Raw genomic sequence first — 19,609 nt, 5'->3', positions numbered from 1 at the left:
TACGCAAACACGAGGGTACCGCTATGCTGGTAGCAGACCCCTACTTGCCAACGCCGATTTGCGTCATGAAAGCGGCATTATCCCAGAACAGATACTCTTCGTCCATTGTGCCTTCCTTGTTCCAATGTCCTAAAGTAGCCATGGGTAGATGGTAGGTTTTGCCAGTCGGTTGAATAACCGTTCCATCCGCCATAGCCATAGGCTTGGTAAAGGTGCCGTCAAGAAATCCCATCACAGCAGTCCACTCGGCGTCGCCTGTGCCAAACCTTACTGGATGTTCGGTAATGCGGTTGTCTGGAGCAAAGGTCCACAAGAACTCCAGCTCCTTGATGTGATCTGGAATGCCCTTAGTGGTATGACCGTCAGGATAGTGCACAATGATGTCCTTGGCGTGGCTCTTATGAAGGTCCTCCCACTGCTGGCCGCTGTAGACATGGAAATCGAGGTCATCAAAGTTCGCTAGGCGTTTTGCCAGCTCGGGCGGCATCCCCTCGACTTTCGGGGTGGGCGCTCCAGCCTTGGTGCCAGGCCACGGCTCTTGATCGGCAGCTACCAAAGGTTTAGCGAAAAGAAGACAGGCACTCGTGAGGCCAACGCCGATCGCGAGCGACAGGGCGTGTTTTTGCATCATAATTTCTCTCCTCCGTTGTATCCGAAATGCCAGGGTCATCTACAGATCGCCGGAAACGGCGAGGACTCGGACAATAATCTCGGTCTATTCAGGTGAAAGTCATTAGATTGCGGTGAGTGGAGTGAGGTTGGCTTAGGCCCGAACTCAAATGGTTACATAGACCCAGTACTACTTTAACGGGTTTTGGTCAACTGGTATGCCGACGTGGCTATCAGCAAATAGCGATCGCGGCCTATCCTTTTAGCCCCGCCTTGATGATCGAGACGGCATAGCCTCTTCTTCGATTGCGCAAGGCAACGAATGGGACGAAGAAATCCTTGAGGATCCGGTCGACGGTCATGCCGAAAGCCGGCCTGCCCCTGCCCGGAAGCACAGGCAATTCGGGCTAACGCCACGACCCGCCCGGCAAGGGAGCGATGCACATTTTCTGAACCCGGCGATCGCTTGACACTTTTTTAGCCCCTCCATATGGTTTTGAACCAAATGGTAAAAAAAGGGGAACAATGATGACCAAAGATCTGCTTATGTCGCGCCGCGCGATAATCGCTTCGGGCATTGCCCTTGGCGTGAGCGGCCTGGCGCCGCTGGCGCGCGCAGCCGCACCCTTGAAAGTGGCCGGCATCCATGCATCGCCCGTTGAGAATGCCTGGAATTCCTGTCTTCACAAGGCCTTGCAAGACGCTGCCAAGGAGGGCGTAATCGAATATGTATTCTCAGAAGGCGTCTCCGGCACCGACTATCCGCGCGCCATGCGCGAATATGCCGAGCAGGGCAACAAACTGATCATCGGCGAAGCCTATGCCGTCGAAAAGGAAGCCCGACAGGTGGCGGCCGATTACCCCGATACCGCCTTCGTGCTCGGATCCAGCGGCAAGGAGGAAGACAGTAACTTTGGCGTGTTCGGTACCTGGAACTATGACGGTGCCTATCTCGCCGGGATGCTGGCGGGCAAGATGACCAAGTCCAACGTCGTGGGCTCCGTCGGCGCCATGCCGATCCCCGAAGTCAACATGTTGATCAACGCCTTCGCGGACGGCGTCAAGTCCGTCAATCCCGACTGCAAGCACCTCGTCGCTTTCATTGGCACCTTCTTCGACCCGCCGAAGGCGCGCGAAGCGGGCCTCGCCCAGATCGACGCCGGCGCCGACGTCCTGTTCGGCGAACGCATCGGCACTGCCGACGCCGCCAAGGAGCGCAAGATCAAGGCCGTCGGTTCACTGATCGACTATACGCCGCGCTACCCCGACACCGTCTTCGCCAACGCGCTGTGGGGCTTCCGGCCGATCCTTAACGCGGCGATCGCCGACGTTGTGGCCGGCAAGCCCGTCGGCCGCAACTACACAGCCTATGGCCTGATGAAGGAAGGTGGCAGCGACATCGTCTTCGTGAAGGGAGTGGCGCCGGCAGAGGCGGAAGCGGCGATGGAGGCCAAGCGCGCCGACATCAAGGCCGGCAAGTTCGAGGTGCCGCAGAACATGGAACAGCCGAAGTAATTCGGCTCGATCATGCCCCGCAAGCCGCCAGCAGACGCCACCGACGTGGCGGAGATGATCCGTTCCGGACAGTTGACTGCAGCGGAAGCGATGCAGTCCTCCCTCGCCGCCGCTGTGCGGCATTCCGGCCTGGGCGCGATTGCCCATCTCGACGAAGAGATGGGGATGGCCGCGGCGCGTGCAGCCGACGACGAACGTTTGGCTGCGCCCCGGCGCTTCGCCGCTCGACCGTTTGGCGGTGTGCCGACGCTGGCGAAGGATCTTGGTGGCCCCTTCGCCGGTCTGCCGGTGACAGGCGGCTCGCGCCTTTTCCAGCGGCGGGGCGGGGCCGCCGACTCCGAGCTTGCGGCCCGGTTCCGCGCGGCCGGCTTTTGCATGTTCGGCCTGACGACCAGCCCCGAATTTGGCCTGTCGCTGGCAAGCGAACCGGCAATCGGCCCCGTCTGCCGAAATCCGAATGACCCGACCCGCACTGCCGGAGGTTCGTCGGGTGGGGCGGCCGCAGCCGTCGCGGCCGGTATCGTCGCGATTGCACACGCCACGGACGCTGGCGGCTCGATCCGGGTTCCGGCCGCCTGTTGCGGCCTTGTCGGGCTAAAACCCAGCCGCGGTGCCATGCCGGCCGGTCCCTCTTTCGGCAATCATCTGGGCGGCATCGCCAGCGAACTCGTCGTCACACGCTCGGTGCGCGACACGGCACGCGCCCTGGAGGCATTCAGCGGCAATGCCCGCGGCCCCTTTCCCGACATCGCCATGCATGCGGACCGACACCGCCCACTCAGGATCGGCCTCCTTGCGGATACCGGCCCGCGCTGGCCGACCGGGGCCGACCGGCTCGAAACCGTCGAGGCCGCAGCTATCGCCCTTGAGAAAAAAGGTCACTCGATCGTTCAGCTCGACTGGAGCGATATTGAAACCGTGGTGGAGCCGAGCGCGCGTGCCTTCGCGGAGATCGTCGCCGTCAACCTGGCCAGGTTTGTCGCAGACCTTGATCTCGACATCGGCATGGCCGAACCCATGACGCAGGCAGTGGCCGCCTATGGCCGGGCCATGCCCGCGACTACGCTCTGGGCATCGCTGAACGAGGCAGTCCTCGTCAGCCATCATATGTGGATGCTGTTCGAAACGGTCGATTGCATCCTATCGCCAATGCTGTCCTCGGCGCCGCTTGCGATCGGCTCGTTTCCGTCCGATCATGGCGACATAAAGCAGCATTTCGAACGCATGACGGCCTTCGCGCCGCTCGCGTCACTCGCCAATGTCTCGGGGTTTCCTGCCTTGACACTTCCATTCGGAACAGACGCCGCCGGCCTGCCCTTGCCGATCCAACTCATGGCGCCGATCGGCCGTGAATCGCTGTTGCTCTCGCTTGCTAGGCGCCTAGAAGCTGAGGAATGCTGGCAGCATCGCTTCCCGATCGCGGGTTTTGCAGCGTGACGCGGGTGCTGGAAATTTCCGGCGTCTCCAAGCGCTTCGGCGACAACCTCGCCAATGATGATATTTCGCTTTTTCTCAACGAGGGCGAGATCGTCGCGCTTCTGGGCGAGAACGGTGCCGGCAAGACGACGCTGATGAGCATTCTCTTCGGCCATTACGTCGCGGATGCCGGGCGCATTTTGATCCATGGCCGCGAACTGCCCCCCGGCAAGCCCCGGGACGCGATCCGCGCCGGCGTCGGCATGGTTCACCAGCATTTCTCGCTGGCGCCGAATCTGACGGTGCTCGAAAACATCATGACCGGCACGCAAAAGCTCTGGGCGTGGCGCTCCGAAACAGGCGCCGCGCGCAAGAAGCTGCTCGCAATTTCCGACCGCTTCGGCCTCAAGGTCTCTCCGGACGCGCGCCTCGGGGATCTCTCGGTCGGCGAGCAGCAGCGCGTCGAAATCCTGAAAGCGCTCTTCAACGACGCCCGCATTCTGATCCTCGACGAGCCGACCGCGGTCCTGACCAATATCGAGGCGGAGCAGCTGTTTTCGACACTGAAAGAAATGGCACGGCACGGTCTGTCGCTGATCTTCATTTCCCACAAGCTCGACGAGGTCATGGCGGCAGCCGACCGTATCGTCGTGCTGCGCGGCGGCAAGATGGTGGCCGAGCGCCGGGCGTCAGAAACCAGCAAGGCGGAACTTGCCGAACTGATGGTCGGCCGCCGGGTCAGCCGGCCGGTGCGCGAGCCTTCGACGCCAGGCGCCGTCGTACTGGAAGCCGCTTCCATCACGGTTAGGATCGGCGGCGTCGACAGACTGAAGAATACAAGCTTCCGTCTCCGGGAAGGTGAGGTGCTCGGCATCATCGGCGTCTCGGGCAATGGCCAGGCGGCTTTGGCCGCGCTGCTGTCGGGCACGCTTTCGCGCACGGCGGGCGATCTCATCCTGTTTGGCCAACCCGTCGGCAATCTCGTTGTCGCCGATATCGTGGCAGCGCATATCGGCCGCATTCCCGAGGACCGAAACAGGGAAGGCGCGATAGGCGAAATGGCGATCTGGGAAAATACCGTGCTCGAACGCCTTTCCACCTTTGCCAGCCGTGGACTGGTGGACCGCAAGGCAGGCATCGCCTTCGCCCGCGAGATTATCTACGCATTCGACGTGCGCGGCGGCAATCCGCAAAACCGCACCCGGCTTCTTTCCGGCGGCAACATGCAGAAGCTCATCCTTGGCCGCAATCTTCACCAGCGCCCGCGCATATTGATCGCAGCGCAGCCGGCGCGCGGCCTCGACGAGGGCGCGGTCGCCGCGGTGCACACCCGGCTCCTTGAAGCCCGCCGCCAGGGCACGGCCGTGCTTTTGATCTCCGAGGATCTCGACGAGGTGATCGCGCTGGCGGACCGCATCCAGGCCATCGTCGGCGGTCGGCTTTCTCCGCCAATCGATGCAGAACATGTCGATGCGCGCCGGCTGGGCCTGATGATGGCGGGCGACTGGAGCGATACGACAGGGGAGGCCGAAGATGCGATTTGAGCGTCGCGAGCATCGGCCGTTCTACCTTCTTGTCGGCACGCCGATCATCGCCGTCACCGCGGCACTCGCGCTTTCTGGCATCCTGATCTCCATTGCCGGCGGGCCGGTCTTCGAAGCCTATCGGCGCATCCTCACCGGTGCATTCGGCTCGCGTCTGTCGGCGACAGAGACCTTGACCCGGGCGACACCGCTTGTTCTCACCGGGCTCGCCGCCGCCGTCGCCTTCCGGGCAAGACTCTGGAATATCGGCGCGGAGGGCCAGTTCTATATCGGCGCGGTCGCGGTCGCCGCGTGCGGCTCGAAACTGCTGGCGGGCCTTCCCGGCCCCATCCTCATTCCGGTCCTGATTGGCGCGGTCGCCGGCATGGTAATGATCCTGATCCCGCTCTGGCTCAGGCTCCGTTTCTCGGTCGATGAAGTGGTGACCAGCCTGCTCATGAACTTCATCGCGCTGCTTTTCGTCTCGATGCTGATTAACGGCGTGCTGAAGGACCCGATGGCCTTCGGCTGGCCTCAGTCGCAATCCGTCGTCGACCACGCCATGCTGCCCAAGCTGATCGCCCGCTCGCGACTGCATATCGGCTTCGTGATCGCGATCGCGCTTGCTGTCATCGTTCATTTCCTGCAGGCCAGGACAGTCTTCGGCATGCAGTCGCGCGCTGCCGGGCTCAATCCCCAAGGTGCCGTGTTCGCAGGCGTGCCCCTGGCGCTCACGCTGGTCAAAGTGGCCTGCCTTTCGGGCGGGCTTGCCGGCCTTGCCGGCGCGATCGAGGTCATGGGCGTCAAAGGCTACGTCACCACTGATCTGTCCCCCGGGTTCGGTTACTCCGGCATCGTCGTCGCCATGCTCGCCAATCTCAACCCGCTCGGCGTCGTGCTCGCGGCACTTTTCACCGCCACCATGTTCGTCGGCGCGGACGGCATGAGCCGCAGCCTCGGCATCCCGACCTATATCGCCGATGTAACGGTGGCGCTGTCGCTGCTCACCATGCTGGTAGCGCTGTTTTTCACCCAATACAGGATCCGCCGATGAACGAGATCGTCGACATCCTCACATCGGCGGGCCTCTGGGCGGCGATCCTACGCATCGCGACGCCCTTGGTATTCGGCACCCTGGGCGCGCTGCTTTGCGAACGCGCCGGGGTGCTCAACCTCGGCATCGAGGGCATCATGACCTTTGGCGCAATGATCGGATGGCTAACAGTCTATCACGGGGCCGATCTCTGGACCGGTCTTCTGGTGGCGGCCATCGCAGGCATGATATTTGGCTTGTTGCATTCCGCCCTGACGGTCACGCTCGGCCTTTCCCAGCATGTCTCGGGTCTGGGCGTGACGCTGTTTGCATCGAGCTTCAGCTACTATCTCTTCCGCCTGATCGTGCCGGTCGCGGGCACGCCGCCGACGATTGTGCCCTTTCAGCCGATCAGCATACCCGTTCTGTCCACTCTTCCCTTCGTTGGCCCTGCCTTCTTCACGCAGACGGCGCCAACCTATCTCGCCATCGTCATGGCGCTGCTGCTTGCCTATGTCGTCTTCCACACGCCGCTTGGCCTTGCGATCCGCATGACCGGCGAGAACCCGCATGCGGCAGAAGCGCAGGGCGTCGATCCGATGCGGATACGCTATGGCGCGGTGATCGTCGGCAGCGCGCTGATGGGCATGGGCGGTGCCTTCCTCACGCTTTCAGCCTTCAACAGCTTCTTCCCGACCATGGTACAGGGCCGCGGCTGGATCTGCATCGCGCTTGTCGTCTTTTCATCGTGGAGGCCGGGGCGTGCCCTGTTCGGGGCTTTGCTCTTCGCCTTCTTCGACGCCTTCCAGCTACGCTTGCAGACCGTGGTGCAGGGCATACCGTACCAGATTTTTTTGATGACCCCCTATGTGCTGTCGATCGCCGCACTCGCCGCCATGGCGCGGCGCGCCCGCGTGCCACAGGCGCTGATGCAATCCTATCGCCGCGGCGAACGATAACGAGGAGATCCCATGTTCGACCTGATCATCCGAAAGGCCAACCTTCCCGATGGCCGCACCGGCGTCGACATCGCCGTAAAGGGAGCAAAGATTGCCGCCGTCGAACCCCAGATCGACAGCCCTGCGAGAGCGGAAATAGATGCGACCGGCCGGCTGGTAACGCCGCCCTTCGTCGATCCTCATTTCCATATGGACGCGACACTGTCGCTCGGCCTGCCGCGAATGAACGTCTCCGGTACGCTCCTGGAGGGCATCTCGCTCTGGGGCGAGCTTCGGCCGCTTTTGACGAAGGAGGCGTTGGTCGAGCGAGCCCTGCGCTATTGCGACCTTGCCGTCAGCCAAGGCCTGCTGTTCATCCGCAGTCATGTCGACACATCTGATCCGCGCCTGGTGACAGTCGAGGCGATGATCGAGGTCCGCGAGAAGGTGAAGCCCTATATCGATCTGCAGCTCGTCGCCTTCCCGCAGGATGGCTATTACCGCGCCGAAAACGGCGTTGGGTCGCTCAACCGCGCCCTCGACATGGGAATCGACATCGTCGGCGGGATCCCGCATTTCGAACGGACGATGGACGACGGACGTGCCTCGGTGGAAGCGCTCTGCAGGATCGCCGCCGATCGCGGCCTGCCGGTCGACATGCATTGCGACGAGACCGACGACCCCATGTCGCGGCACATTGAGACGCTGGCCGCCCAGACGGTGCGTTTTGGCCTGCAGGGCCGCGTCGCCGGCTCCCACCTCACCTCGATGCATTCAATGGACAACTATTACGTCTCCAAGCTAATCCCGCTGATGGCCGAGGCGAAGATCAACGTCATCCCCAACCCGCTGATCAACATCATGCTGCAGGGCCGACATGACAGCTATCCCAAGCGGCGCGGCCTCACCCGCGTGCGCGAGCTGATGGATGCAGGCCTCAACGTCTCTTTCGGCCACGACTGCGTCATGGACCCCTGGTATTCGATGGGCTCGGGTGACATGCTGGAAGTCGGCCACATGGCGATCCATGTGGCGCAGATGGCCGGGCTCGAAGACAAGAAGAAGATCTTCGACGCCATCACCGTCAATTCGGCTAAGACAATGGGCCTCGAAGGCTACGGTCTTGAGAAGGGGTGCAATGCCGACTTTGCCATCCTGCAGGCTGCCGACCCGCTTGAGGCGCTGCGGCTGAAGCCGACGCGGCTTGGCGTCATCCGCCGCGGCAAGGTCATCGCCCGCTCCATGCCGTGCATCGCCGAGCTCTCCCTCGACGGCCGGCCCGCGCGGATCGATAGCGGGCGCGATTACGTGCCCTTAAGCTGAACAGGGTGTGGCCGCGTAGCGCCACACCAAGCGCGCCGGGATCGCCGGAGCCAAGGTCATCGACGACAATCCAGACGATGTGCGGCCTCCTGGCCGTGCAGGTCGTCAACTCGTCCAGGGCCGTGTTTGGTCGTTCGCAGGGACCAAGGCAGGCGCCATGCCTTTACTTGTGAGCTCGACCTTCGTCAACACCGACTGCGCCACCGAGAAACCAGGGATGGCCGCAAACACTGCTGTGCGCAGCGAAAGCGCGAAGGCTCTCATCCTCCTGCGGGTCTCCCCCTTAGCATTTGGAATCGCCAATCAGACGTATGCCGCACATGATGTTTACCTGGCGGAATAGCCATGGCATCGGTGTGACCAGCAGACGAAGAGCGCACGCCATATACCCCGTGTGCAGCGCAGCAACGATTGTCACTTGCAATGTTTATAAAAACGTCTATCACTAAACATATTGCTAAACATGAGGGGTTGAGGAGTTCATGTAGGCATTCTCTGAAACGGGTGAACTTGCGCGGTCGGCAGGCGTCGGCCTTTGGTTCTGGGAGGAACGTATGCAAACGAAATCGAAAGCCCTTCTCGGGCTGGCATCGGCATTCATCATATCGTCGGCGCTGCCCAATCTCGCAAAAGCTGACCAACTGACACTCTGCTGGGCGGCCTGGGACCCGGCGAACGCACTTGTCGAACTTTCCAAGGATTTCACCGCCAAGACCGGTACGGAAATGAAGTTCGAGTTCGTGCCCTGGACGAGCTACGCGGATCGCTTCCTCAATGAACTGAACTCCCACGGAAAACTCTGCGACCTGATCATCGGCGACAGCCAGTGGATCGGCGGATCGGCGGAAAACGGCCACTACGTCAAGCTCAACGACTTCTTCGACAAGGAAGGCATCAAGATGGATGACTTCGTGCCGGCGACGGTCGTTGGCTATTCGGAATGGCCGAAGAACACGCCGAACTACTGGGCGCTGCCTGCCATGGGCGACGTGGTCGGCTGGACCTACCGCAAGGACTGGTTCGAAAAGCCGGAACTGAAAAAGGAATTCAAGGAAAAGTACGGCCGGGATCTCGCGGCCCCGAAGACCTACGACGAGCTGAAGCAGATTGCCGAGTTCTTCCAGAAGCGCGAGATCGACGGCAAGACCGTCTACGGCGCTTCGATCTATACCGAGCGCGGCTCCGAAGGCATCACCATGGGCGTGACGAACGTGCTCTACGACTGGGGCTTCCAGTATGGCAACCCGGACAAGCCCTATGAAATGGAGGGCTTCGTCAACTCGCCGGATGCAGTCAAGGGCCTGGAATTCTACAAGGCTCTCTATGATTGCTGCACCCCACCTGGCAGTTCGAACGTCTACATGGTCGAATCCGCCGATGCCTTCAAATCCGGCCAGGTCGCGATGCAGATGAACTTCGCCTTCACGTGGCCCGGCCTCTACAAGGACGAGAAGGTCGGCGGCGACCGGATAGGTTTCTTCCCCAATCCTGCCGAAAAGAAGCATTTCGCTCAGCTTGGCGGACAGGGCATCTCAGTCGTCTCCTATTCCGACAAGAAGGATGCCGCTCTGCAGTACATCAAGTGGTTTGCCCAGCCGGAAGTCCAGGCCAAATGGTGGCAGCTCGGTGGCTATTCCTGCCTGAAATCGGTTGTCAATGCGCCTGACTTTGCCTCCAGCCAACCCTACGCCCAAGCGTTTTTGGACTCGATGGCGATCGTCAAGGACTTCTGGGCCGAACCGAGCTATGCAACCCTCCTCCAGGATATGCAAAAGCGCGTTCATAACTATGTGGTGGCCGGCAACGGCACCGCTCAGGAAGCGCTTGATGGCCTGGTGAAGGACTGGACGGAAGTCTTCAAGGACGACGGCAAGATCTAGTGTCCACCTGGACGCGCAACATTCTTGCCAGAATGGCGGCCCGGATCGCCAAGACTGCCGGGCCGCCTGATGTCTCACATACGCAAAGACCAGGTGACATCTTGAACATTTCCTCTTCATCCATGGTCGAGAAGGCAGCAGAAGCGACTGCAAGGGCGACGCCAACATCGGTCGCTCACCGCGTCCGCGGCCTGTCCGATCGAGCGATTGCCTGGGTGTTCATCGCCCCCACCATCATCCTTCTTCTCGCCATCAACATCTTCCCGCTCATCTGGGCCATCTATCTCTCGTTCACGAACTATCGCGCCAACCGTCCAAACGCGCCGGTCCTGAACGTCGGATTGAGCAATTACGAGCGCGTCCTGACCGACCCCGACATCTGGCAGGCGATGCAGACGACGGCGCACTTCGTGTCCTGGACGATCCTGTTGCAGACGGTGATTGGCTTTACGCTCGCCTATCTCATCGACCGCAAGTTTCGCGGCCACGCGTTCTGGACGACGCTGATCCTGATCCCGATGATGCTGTCGCCGGCCGTCGTCGGCAACTTCTGGCGCTTCCTCTACGAGCCACAGATCGGCCTCTTCGCCTACGCCGTCTCTCTCGTCACCGGCATACCGACAGCCGAGATCCAGATGCTCGGCAGTGTCTCATTGGCACCCTGGGCGATCATCATCGTCGATACCTGGATGTGGACCCCCTACGTGATGCTGATATGCCTTGCAGGTCTGCGCTCCATTCCGGACTACATTTACGAGGCCGCCGAGGTCGATCGCGCCTCCGCATGGCGCCAGTTCTGGTCGATCACCGTGCCAATGGCCCTCCCCTTCATCATGCTCGCTGTGCTTTTCCGCGGCATCGAGAACTTCAAGATGTTTGACATGGTCACGCTCTTGACCGGCGGTGGCCCGGGCTCGACCACCGAAGTCGCCTCCATCACGCTGAAGCGTACGGCCTTCGAGAGCTGGGCAACAGGTCGGGCCTCTGCCTTCGCCATTGTCCTCTTCGTGGCCGTGTTCGGCCTCGCCAACATCTACGTCAAGGCACTCAACAGGGTGAAGCAACGATGAGCTCCGTCACCTCAGCCCATTCGGTCGTAGAGCCGAGCTTGACCAGCAAACGCATCGCCGGCGCTATCGTGATCCTCTACGCCCTGATCACCTTAATCCCGCTTGTCTGGATTTTCCTGACCAGCATCAAGTCACCGCCCGATTCCATCAGCTACCCTCCCAAGATCGTTTTTACACCGACGCTGGAAGGCTATTGCAACCTTCTGACGACGAGGACGCGCCAGACGCCGGAATACATCGCCTCCCTGCCCATGCCGACCGGCACCTGCGACGAGGTGACACGCAAGCGAAACATGGTGATCGCCGGCCCCTCGAACTTCCTGCCGCGTTTCGCAAACTCGCTGGTGATCGCCTTTGGCTCGACGTTCCTGGCGGTCTTTCTGGGAACGCTCGCCGCCTACGGCTTCTCCCGCTTCAGGGTGCCGCTTGCCGACGACTTGCTGTTCTTCATCCTGTCGACGCGCATGATGCCGCCCATTGCCGTCGCCATCCCGATCTATCTCATGTACCGCGAGCTTGGCCTATCGGATACGGCGCTCGGCATGATCCTGCTCTACACGGCGGTCAACGTCTCGCTCGCAGTCTGGCTGCTCAAGGGCTTCATCGACGAGATCCCGCGCGAATACGAGGAAGCCGCAATGATCGACGGCTATACCCGGCTGCAGGCTTTCTGGAAGGTTGTCCTGCCGCAGGCAACCACAGGCATCGCCGCCACCGCGATCTTCTGCCTGATTTTCGCCTGGAACGAATACGCCTTCGCGGCCCTGCTGACATCGGGCGAAGCTCAAACCGCGCCACCCTTCATTCCGACCATCATCGGCGAGGGCGGTCAGGACTGGCCGGCAGTCGCGGCGGGAACGACGATCTTCCTCATCCCGATCCTCGTCTTCACCATCCTCCTGCGCAAGCAGCTCTTGCGTGGCATAACCTTCGGAGCGGTCCGCAAATGACGCATCTGATCGAAACACCGCCCCCTTCCCGCCCTAAGCGCCCCTTCTTCCTGCGCCGCGGTCCGATGGAAAATATCGCAACCACACTGATTGCGATCGGCTTTCTCACGCTCTTCCAGCCGTTCCTGCTGGTTCTCTATACCTATTCGCTGGTAACGCTGCTTGCAGGCACGGCCATGTTCATCATCGTCTCGAAGTTCCCGGAGTGAGCCATGGCGGACATCAGAATCGAAAATCTCCGCAAGCAATTCGGCAGCTTCGTCGCGGTGCAGGACTCGACCTTGCGCATTCATGACGGCGAGTTCCTGGCACTGCTCGGACCGTCTGGGTGCGGCAAGACGACGACACTTCGTATGATTGCCGGACTTGAACTGCCGACCAGCGGCAAGATCCATCTTGATGGCGAAGACGTCACCTTCAATCGCGCCAGTGCCCGGGACATAGCCTTCGTGTTCCAGCTGTTTGCGCTCTATCCGCATATGAACGTGCGCAAGAACATCGGCTTTCCCCTGCTCTCGCAAGGCATGCCGAAGATGGAAATCCGCCAGCGCGTCGAGGAAACTGCGCGGCTGCTGCAGATTAATCATATCCTTGACCGATCCGTTTCCGGACTTGCCGGCGGCGACCGCCAGCGCGTGGCTCTTGGCCGGGCGATCGTGCGCCGTCCGAAGTGTTTCCTGATGGACGAACCCCTCGGCACGCTCGACGCGGAATTCCGCGAAGTCATGGTCCACGAACTGCGCGAACTGCACAACCGCATCCATGCGACGACGGTTTACGTCACGCATGATCAGCACGAGGCCATGGCTATGGCCGACAAGATCGCGGTCATGAACCATGGTGTCATCGAGCAATTCGGCACACCGCAGGAAATCTACAGCAAGCCAGCCACCATGTATGTCGCGGATTTCATCGGCTCGCCGCCGATGAATTTCATGCGCTTCACCTCAGGCCTTCAGACGGGAGCACGGTCGATATCGCTTCATGGCGTCGATGTCAGCATTCCTGAGGTGCACCAGGACGTGGCCGAAGCCGAACTAGCGCTTGGTGTCAGGCCTGAACATATTCGCTTCAGCGATACCTCTCCATTGCGCGGAGCGGTCTACGGCAGCGAATATCTCGGGACCAATCAGGTTGTGGCAATCGAGACGTCGAGCGGCGTCATCAAGGCTCGCGTTCCGGCAAATCGCAACTTTCGTATCGGCGAGACGGTTGGTCTTGCGTTCAACCCGGCCAAGCTCGCGCTGTTCGATTGCAAGTCGGGCCGCGCCATTGCTTCGGCACTCTATTCGGAGGCACGACATGGCTGACGTCGCTCTCAAAGGCCTCAGCAAGCGTTTTGGCGATACACAGGCTCTGGCTGATTTGGACCTATCGATCCATGACGGTGAGTTCGTCGTCCTGCTTGGGCCAACGGGCGCCGGCAAGACGACGACGCTGCGGCTGATTGCCGGCCTGGAACGCCCCGACAGCGGCCGCATCGAGATAGGCGGGCGCAACGTCGCAGGCGAAGCTCCGGCCGACCGGGACGTCGCATTCGTCTTCCAACAATATTCGCTCTATCCGCATATGACGGTCTACGACAACCTCGCCTTCCCGCTACGAGCGCCAGTGCGCAAGCTCAGCGGCGAAGAAATCGACCGGCGCGTGCGGGAAATTGCGCGCATGGTCAGGATCGACCATAAGCTCGAGAACCGTTCGACACGATTGTCGGGTGGCGAAATGCAGCGCGTTGCGATTGGGCGGGCGCTGGTGCGCCGCCCGGCCATCTATCTGATGGACGAGCCACTGTCGTCGCTCGATGCAAAGCTACGGGCGGAACTTCGCTTGGAACTCAAGCGGATCCAGAAGGAGCTCGGCTCGACGCTGCTCTATGTAACCCACGACCAGGTCGAAGCCATGACGATGGCGGATCGGATCGGCATTGTTGCGGGAGGAAGGCTGTTGCAGGTGGGAACGCCCCGCGAAATCTACGGCAATCCTGCCAGTCTTCATGTCGCTGCCCGTCTTGGCCAACCGCACATCAACCTACTGCCCCCCGATCTTCTTCCTGGCGCCAATCCGCCTCCCGGGACCAAGACGATCGGCGCGCGAACAGAGCATCTCGATATCATCGTCGATCAGAACGCCAATGCCAAAATCGACTGGATCGAACACCTGGGAGACCAGAACCACCTGCACATCCGGGTGCGTGACCACAAGCTCGTCACGCTTGCCGATCCATATCTCGCGATCCGGCCGGGTGATCGAATCGGCCTGACGTTGCGCGATCCGCTCTATTTCGACGCCAGCGGCCAGCGCCTCGGATAAATATTGAACGAAACGAATACACTGGCATCAAAAGACGGGTCTCATTCCATGAAGCATTTCTTCAATCGCCGGGAAACCATCGTTACTGAAGCACTCGACGGTCTGCTCCTGACAAGCAGCGCCGGTCGTCTTGCCCGCCTGGATACCTTCCCCGAGATCAAGGTGATCCTGCGCGCGGACTGGGATAAATCGAAGGTTGCAATCATCTCCGGCGGCGGAGCCGGCCATGAGCCCTCACACGCCGGCTTCGTCGGCAAGGGCATGCTCACGGCGGCCGTATCCGGCGAGATCTTTGCCTCGCCCAGTGTCGATGCCGTGCTCACAGCCATCCGTGCCGTAACAGGCCCAAGGGGCGCCCTGCTGGTCGTCAAGAACTATACAGGCGACCGTCTGAACTTCGGCCTTGCCGCCGAGAAGGCGCGCGCCGAGGGATTCGCCGTCGAGATGGTGATTGTCGCCGACGACATCGCAATTCCTGGCATCAACCAGCCGCGCGGCGTTGCCGGTACGCTGTTCGTGCACAAGATCGCCGGCTATCACGCGGAAGCCGGGGCCGAGCTGAAGACGGTCGCAGCCCAGGCGGCGGCCGCAGCACACGACATCGTTTCGCTCGGCATGTCGCTTTCGACCTGCAGCGTACCCGGTCAGGCGCATGAGGATCGGCTTGGCGCCGACGAGGGAGAGCTCGGTCTCGGCATCCACGGCGAGCCAGGGGTCGAGCGCATTTCCCTACAGCCGGTTGCCGATCTGGTGGCCACCATGACCAACCGGTTGGCCGCCAAGATTGACGAGGCAGGAGACTTTGGGCTGCTGATCAACAACCTTGGCGCGGTGCCGCCGCTCGAGATGGGCGTTATCGCCAACGCGGTGTTGTCTTCACCTCTCTCCGGCCGTGTTCGGCTGATCATCGGCCCGGGACCGATGATGACCGCACTCAACATGAACGGCTTCTCACTTTCACTGATCCGGCTGGATGCGGTTCGCGAAGCCGCGCTGAAGGCTGCCGTCGAGCCGCATGCCTGGGTACCTGCCACCGAACGGCACGCGATCGCCATTGTTGCTGCACCGCGAGTATCCGTGCGGGATGCAGCGACGCCGCCCAGCGCCGACAGTCGCAATCGTCGCTTATTGACGGCGCTTTGCGCGCATCTGATTTCCCTCGAAATCGAGCTGAATCGCTTGGATAGCCGCGTCGGCGATGGCGATACGGGTTCCACCGTGGCAACAGGAGCGCGCAGTATTCTTTCCCGCATCGACACGCTGCCGTTGAAGGATCCTGCCGCCACCATGGCCTCGGTCGGCGAGGTCCTGAGCACGAGCATGGGCGGCTCGAGCGGCGTGCTGCTCTCGATCTTCTTTACGGCCGCATCCAAGGCCATGGCGGAAAAGGCTGATTTCGCTGCTGCCCTGCTTGCCGGGCTCGAGCGGATGACGTTCTATGGAGGGGCCGGCGTCGGCGACCGCACGATGGTCGATGCGCTGGCTCCGGCACTTGCGGCTTTGGCATCCGGTAATGTCGCGGCCGCGGCAAAGGCTGCGGCAGCCGGTGCCGAGTCGACCAAGGCAATGCGGAAGGCAAAAGCCGGCCGCGCCTCTTATGTCGGCGAGAAGGATCTGGAGGGAGTGCCGGATCCGGGCGCCGTCGCTGTGGCAAACGCATTCGAAGTTGCAGCGACGCTGACATAGCCGGCGCTGCTGCTGGGAGGGTAACACGTGCAGGCAGAACCAGTTCTTCTTGCGGGATTGATTGAAGTTTGCCGTGCGACGATTGCGGCAAACAGCGATCATCTCTGCGCACTGGATCGCGCAATCGGTGACGGCGATCATGGAACCAACATGCAGCGAGGCTGTGAAGCGGTTAGCGCCGAAGAGGCAACGGTCTCAAGCCTCCCCTTGCCTGACGCGCTGGAAAGGATTGGCCTGACACTGGTGATGAGCATAGGCGGTGCGGCCGGCCCACTCTACGGAACGCTGCTAATGGAGATGGGACGCGAGCTTCGCAAATCGGATCAGGGACAGGATTTTTCCTCGGCGTTGAAGCAGGCCATTGATGCTGTTGCCCGTCGCGGACGTTCGCACGCCGGAGATAAGACCCTGCTCGACGTGCTGTACCCTGTGCAAGATGCGCTTGCGCACCGCTCGCCATTGACCGATATCGTGCGTCGGGCGGAGCTTTCCGCAGGCTTCACCGCCGCCATGAAGGCCATGCGCGGCCGAGCAGCCTACCTTGGAGAGCGTTCGATCGGCCACGTTGATCCGGGCGCCTCGAGCTGCGCTCTCTTGACAATTGCTATCTGCCGCTACCTTGAGGAGCACCGCCCGGCATGAGTGTGAAGACCCCAAACGTCGGGATTGTGATCGTCTCCCACTCGCCGCTGGTCGCGCAAGGCACGGCCGACATGGTGCGGCAGATGGTGGGCGACAGCGTGCCGCTCGCCTGGTCGGGCGGCAATAGTCGCGGAGAGCTCGGCACGGATGCCGGCGGTATCCTGACAGCCATAGAGGAGGCCTGGTCAGAGGCGGGTGTCGCCGTTTTCGTCGACCTTGGCGGGGCCGAAACCAACAGCGAGATGGCCATCGAAATGCTCGGTTTGCCGCGCGCAAAGCTCATCTCGATCTGCAATGCTCCGGTGGTGGAAGGCGCCGTCATCGCCGCTGCCGAGGCCTCCGGCGGGGCATCGCTGGCAAAGGTTGTAGCGACAGCAGAGGAACTGTCACCGTGATGAGCGGCGGATTGCGCAAAGAAAATCGGGAGGCCGAACAAGTGCATGCCAGTTGCCAGACGGAGGTCGAAGTGAAGCACGGGGTAGGCTTGCACGCCCGCCCCTCGGTGACGTTCACGCGGCTGGCAAAGTCGTTTCCCTGCTCGATCGAAGTCGCCGTCAATGGCAGCGACGTCTGGCTGAACGGCAAGAGCATCATCAAGATCATGGGCGCCAGGATCCGCAAGGGATCCATGCTGAAGATCCGCGCCGACGGAATCCTCGCAGAAGAGGCAATCCGGGCATTGAAGGACCTCATCGAGCGTAACTTTGATGAAGAAAAGAAACATGGCCGCACCGCTTAGATTGCAAGCAACGAGCGCCTCTCCGGGCGTCGCATCCGGGCCGGCCTATATCGCGGAACAGCCGGCTGCCGCTGCCCTGTCACAATCGGCCGTTTCGGGGCACGCGGAGCTGGCAGCGGCCATCGAAACCGCTACCGAGGAGCTTCAAAACCTTGCCACAGGCACGGACGCAGAAGGCGGCGACATCATCGATTTTCAGCTCGAAGTGCTTCGCGATCCGACGATCGCCGAAATGGCAGGTGTGCGTATCGATGCGGGCGAGAATGTCGTATTCGCGTGGGTCGGGACACTCGACGGATACATCCGTGAACTGGAAAGCGCTGAAGAAGACCAGCTGCGGGCACGCGCCGTCGATATTCTGGACATCAAAAATCGCGTACTGGCGGCGCTGACGGGAACGCCGGTAAAGGACTTTCCGGCCGGATCTATCTATGTCGGCAAGGACATGGAGCCCAGCCGCTTTCTCGCACATGACTGGTCTGCAGGCGGCGGCATTGCGCTCTACGCCGGCAGTGCCGCGGGCCACGTCGCCCTTCTTGCCAGATCACGGTCGGTCCCGATGGTTATCGGCGCGGGACGTTTCGTCACCGCTGGCGGCCAACATATACGCGTTGATGGAGATGCAGGCGTGATCGTCCTTCAGAAGGGCAAGGAGGGCGCAGCGCCAATCCGGCCCGAGCTTCCAGTATCAAGCACAGTACCGACTGACAACGGGATGCTGCAGACGTCGGATGGCGCGCAGATTCTGTTGTCTATCAATCTCAACGCCCTCGAGGAAATCGACGGGATCGCCCCAACGACGGCGGCCGGCATCGGATTGATGCGCTCCGAATTCGCAGTCGCGTCACTCGCTGATGCGGCAAACGAGGAGAAGCAACTCGCCATCTACCGGCGCGTCCTTGACTGGGCCGACGGCAGATCGGTGACGATCCGCATGCTGGATGTCGGCGGCGACAAGCCGCTCCCCGGCCTCGCAGCTTCGCCCGCATTGCGCGGCATCCGTCTTCTTCTTGCCCGGCCAGAGATCACGCGCGTTCAAGTGCGTGCGTTGTTGCGGGCCGCCATCTTCGGTCATCTGCGCGTCATGCTGCCGATGGTGACCTTTCCGTCGGAAGTCGATGATATGCGGCAGATCTTTCGAGAAGAGGCCGCCGAGCTTGCGCGCCGGGGCGTGCCGCACCGCCTGCCTTCGATTGGCATGATGGTGGAAGTGCCGGCCGCCGCGTTCATGCTCGAGCAGTTCGAAGGCGCGGACTTCTTTTCATTCGGCACCAACGACCTCGCGCAGTATCTCGCCGCCTCGACCCGCGAAGATGCCGATTTCGCCGCACACCGAGAGAAGACCGCTCCGGCTGTACTGCGCCTGCTCGCTTATGCCGTAAAACTTGCCGGTAGCAAACCGCTCAGCATCTGCGGCGACATGGCCGGCGATCCGCGCTGGACAGCCGAACTGCTGGCCGCCGGCATCCGGCATTTTTCCATGGCGCCCGCTCAACTTCCCGCGATAAGATCGGCAATCGTCGGTTTGAATGCCGGTGGGACAAAGGCAGCCGGAGAATAAGATGGCGCGCGAAGACACCGAAGACGCCATTATCACCTATAAGTCAATTCTGGCGCAGATCATCGACAACCGACCTTCTGGAACCCGTCAGCGACTGGCCACGGAATTGGGTAAGCACCGCAGCTTCGTTACGCAGATAACAAGCCCGACCTACGCGACGCCTCTTCCTGCGCGGCATCTCGCGACGATCTTCCGGGTCTGTCATGTCAGCACCGCCGAACAGGAGCGTTTTCTGGAGGCCTACCAGAATGCGCATCCCGGCAAACTGCCGGAGCTTGGCGCCTCGGAAAAACTGCGGCATCTTTCACTCATGGTCCCTGATTTCGGCGACGAGCGACGCAACCGACTGCTGGAGGAAGCAATCGCCGATCTGGTGCAGAAGATTGCCGCAATTTCCGGACCGCCGGAGTGAAT

Annotated in this window: 19 protein-coding genes and 1 pseudogene; 18 read left to right on the top strand and 2 right to left on the bottom strand. The window is 61.5% G+C overall.

Annotated features, from left to right (window positions below):
• Positions 1–40 precede the first annotated feature (40 nt).
• Together LPU83_RS60960 and LPU83_RS60955 are read right to left on the bottom strand one after the other, a co-directional pair.
• Complete coding sequence (locus tag LPU83_RS60960; protein ID WP_208245228.1) at positions 41–631, bottom strand: ester cyclase; 591 nt, start codon at positions 629–631, stop codon at positions 41–43.
• A gap of 238 nt (positions 632–869) precedes the next feature.
• A pseudogene (locus tag LPU83_RS60955) lies at positions 870–968 on the bottom strand (5-dehydro-4-deoxyglucarate dehydratase); the annotation flags it as partial.
• Between the two features lie 169 nt (positions 969–1,137).
• Here LPU83_RS60955 and LPU83_RS60950 point away from each other — a divergent pair.
• The 18 genes from LPU83_RS60950 (at position 1,138) to LPU83_RS60865 (ending at position 19,607) form a co-directional block, all read left to right on the top strand.
• Entirely contained in the window at positions 1,138–2,124 is a 987-nt protein-coding gene (locus tag LPU83_RS60950) for a BMP family protein (protein WP_024315049.1), read from the top strand.
• A gap of 12 nt (positions 2,125–2,136) precedes the next feature.
• Positions 2,137–3,561 carry an amidase gene (locus tag LPU83_RS60945; protein ID WP_024315048.1) on the top strand — a complete coding sequence of 475 codons (1,425 nt, stop codon included), beginning with the start codon at positions 2,137–2,139 and terminating at the stop codon, positions 3,559–3,561.
• Positions 3,519–5,084, top strand: coding sequence for an ABC transporter ATP-binding protein (locus LPU83_RS60940; RefSeq protein ID WP_051166660.1), 1,566 nt, complete (start codon positions 3,519–3,521; stop codon positions 5,082–5,084). The genes LPU83_RS60945 and LPU83_RS60940 overlap by 43 nt, the downstream gene beginning before the upstream one ends.
• Positions 5,074–6,117 carry an ABC transporter permease gene (locus tag LPU83_RS60935; RefSeq protein WP_024315046.1) on the top strand — a complete coding sequence of 348 codons (1,044 nt, stop codon included), beginning with the start codon at positions 5,074–5,076 and terminating at the stop codon, positions 6,115–6,117. Before LPU83_RS60940 ends, LPU83_RS60935 begins: the two co-directional genes overlap by 11 nt.
• Positions 6,114–7,055 carry an ABC transporter permease gene (locus LPU83_RS60930; RefSeq protein WP_024315045.1) on the top strand — a complete coding sequence of 314 codons (942 nt, stop codon included), beginning with the start codon at positions 6,114–6,116 and terminating at the stop codon, positions 7,053–7,055. The genes LPU83_RS60935 and LPU83_RS60930 overlap by 4 nt, the downstream gene beginning before the upstream one ends.
• Positions 7,056–7,067: 12 nt before the next feature.
• Entirely contained in the window at positions 7,068–8,357 is a 1,290-nt protein-coding gene (locus tag LPU83_RS60925) for an amidohydrolase family protein (protein WP_024315044.1), read from the top strand.
• Positions 8,358–8,911: 554 nt separating this feature from the next.
• Positions 8,912–10,237, top strand: coding sequence for an ABC transporter substrate-binding protein (locus LPU83_RS60920; RefSeq protein ID WP_024315042.1), 1,326 nt, complete (start codon positions 8,912–8,914; stop codon positions 10,235–10,237).
• Between the two features lie 101 nt (positions 10,238–10,338).
• Positions 10,339–11,307, top strand: coding sequence for a carbohydrate ABC transporter permease (locus LPU83_RS60915; RefSeq protein ID WP_024315041.1), 969 nt, complete (start codon positions 10,339–10,341; stop codon positions 11,305–11,307).
• A complete protein-coding gene (locus tag LPU83_RS60910) occupies positions 11,304–12,257 on the top strand; it encodes a carbohydrate ABC transporter permease (protein ID WP_024315040.1) in 954 nt (317 codons plus the stop codon). The genes LPU83_RS60915 and LPU83_RS60910 overlap by 4 nt, the downstream gene beginning before the upstream one ends.
• The gene (locus LPU83_RS60905) at positions 12,254–12,466 is read left to right on the top strand and encodes a hypothetical protein (protein ID WP_024315039.1); all 213 of its coding nucleotides are present in this window, start codon (positions 12,254–12,256) and stop codon (positions 12,464–12,466) included. The genes LPU83_RS60910 and LPU83_RS60905 overlap by 4 nt, the downstream gene beginning before the upstream one ends.
• Positions 12,467–12,469: 3 nt before the next feature.
• Positions 12,470–13,567: an ABC transporter ATP-binding protein gene (locus LPU83_RS60900; protein WP_024315038.1), complete on the top strand. Its 1,098-nt coding sequence runs from the start codon at positions 12,470–12,472 to the stop codon at positions 13,565–13,567.
• The gene (locus LPU83_RS60895) at positions 13,560–14,567 is read left to right on the top strand and encodes an ABC transporter ATP-binding protein (protein ID WP_024315037.1); all 1,008 of its coding nucleotides are present in this window, start codon (positions 13,560–13,562) and stop codon (positions 14,565–14,567) included. The genes LPU83_RS60900 and LPU83_RS60895 overlap by 8 nt, the downstream gene beginning before the upstream one ends.
• Positions 14,568–14,615: 48 nt before the next feature.
• Positions 14,616–16,253, top strand: a complete 1,638-nt coding sequence (locus tag LPU83_RS60890) for a dihydroxyacetone kinase subunit DhaK (RefSeq protein WP_024315036.1) — start codon at positions 14,616–14,618, stop codon at positions 16,251–16,253.
• 27 nt (positions 16,254–16,280) lie between these two features.
• Positions 16,281–16,895, top strand: a complete 615-nt coding sequence (gene dhaL, locus LPU83_RS60885) for a dihydroxyacetone kinase subunit DhaL (RefSeq protein ID WP_024315035.1) — start codon at positions 16,281–16,283, stop codon at positions 16,893–16,895.
• The gene (gene dhaM / locus LPU83_RS60880) at positions 16,892–17,290 is read left to right on the top strand and encodes a dihydroxyacetone kinase phosphoryl donor subunit DhaM (protein WP_024315034.1); all 399 of its coding nucleotides are present in this window, start codon (positions 16,892–16,894) and stop codon (positions 17,288–17,290) included. The genes dhaL and dhaM overlap by 4 nt, the downstream gene beginning before the upstream one ends.
• Positions 17,290–17,634, top strand: coding sequence for an HPr family phosphocarrier protein (locus LPU83_RS60875; RefSeq protein WP_024315033.1), 345 nt, complete (start codon positions 17,290–17,292; stop codon positions 17,632–17,634). The genes dhaM and LPU83_RS60875 overlap by 1 nt, the downstream gene beginning before the upstream one ends.
• Entirely contained in the window at positions 17,618–19,195 is a 1,578-nt protein-coding gene (locus tag LPU83_RS60870; RefSeq protein WP_024315032.1) for a putative PEP-binding protein, read from the top strand. The genes LPU83_RS60875 and LPU83_RS60870 overlap by 17 nt, the downstream gene beginning before the upstream one ends.
• A 1-nt stretch (position 19,196) precedes the next feature.
• Positions 19,197–19,607 carry a hypothetical protein gene (locus tag LPU83_RS60865; RefSeq protein ID WP_024315031.1) on the top strand — a complete coding sequence of 137 codons (411 nt, stop codon included), beginning with the start codon at positions 19,197–19,199 and terminating at the stop codon, positions 19,605–19,607.
• Positions 19,608–19,609: the final 2 nt, after the last annotated feature.

Source organism: Rhizobium favelukesii (assembly GCF_000577275.2).
GTDB classification, from domain to species: domain Bacteria; phylum Pseudomonadota; class Alphaproteobacteria; order Rhizobiales; family Rhizobiaceae; genus Rhizobium; species Rhizobium favelukesii.
This window is presented reverse-complemented; position numbering and strand designations above follow the sequence as displayed.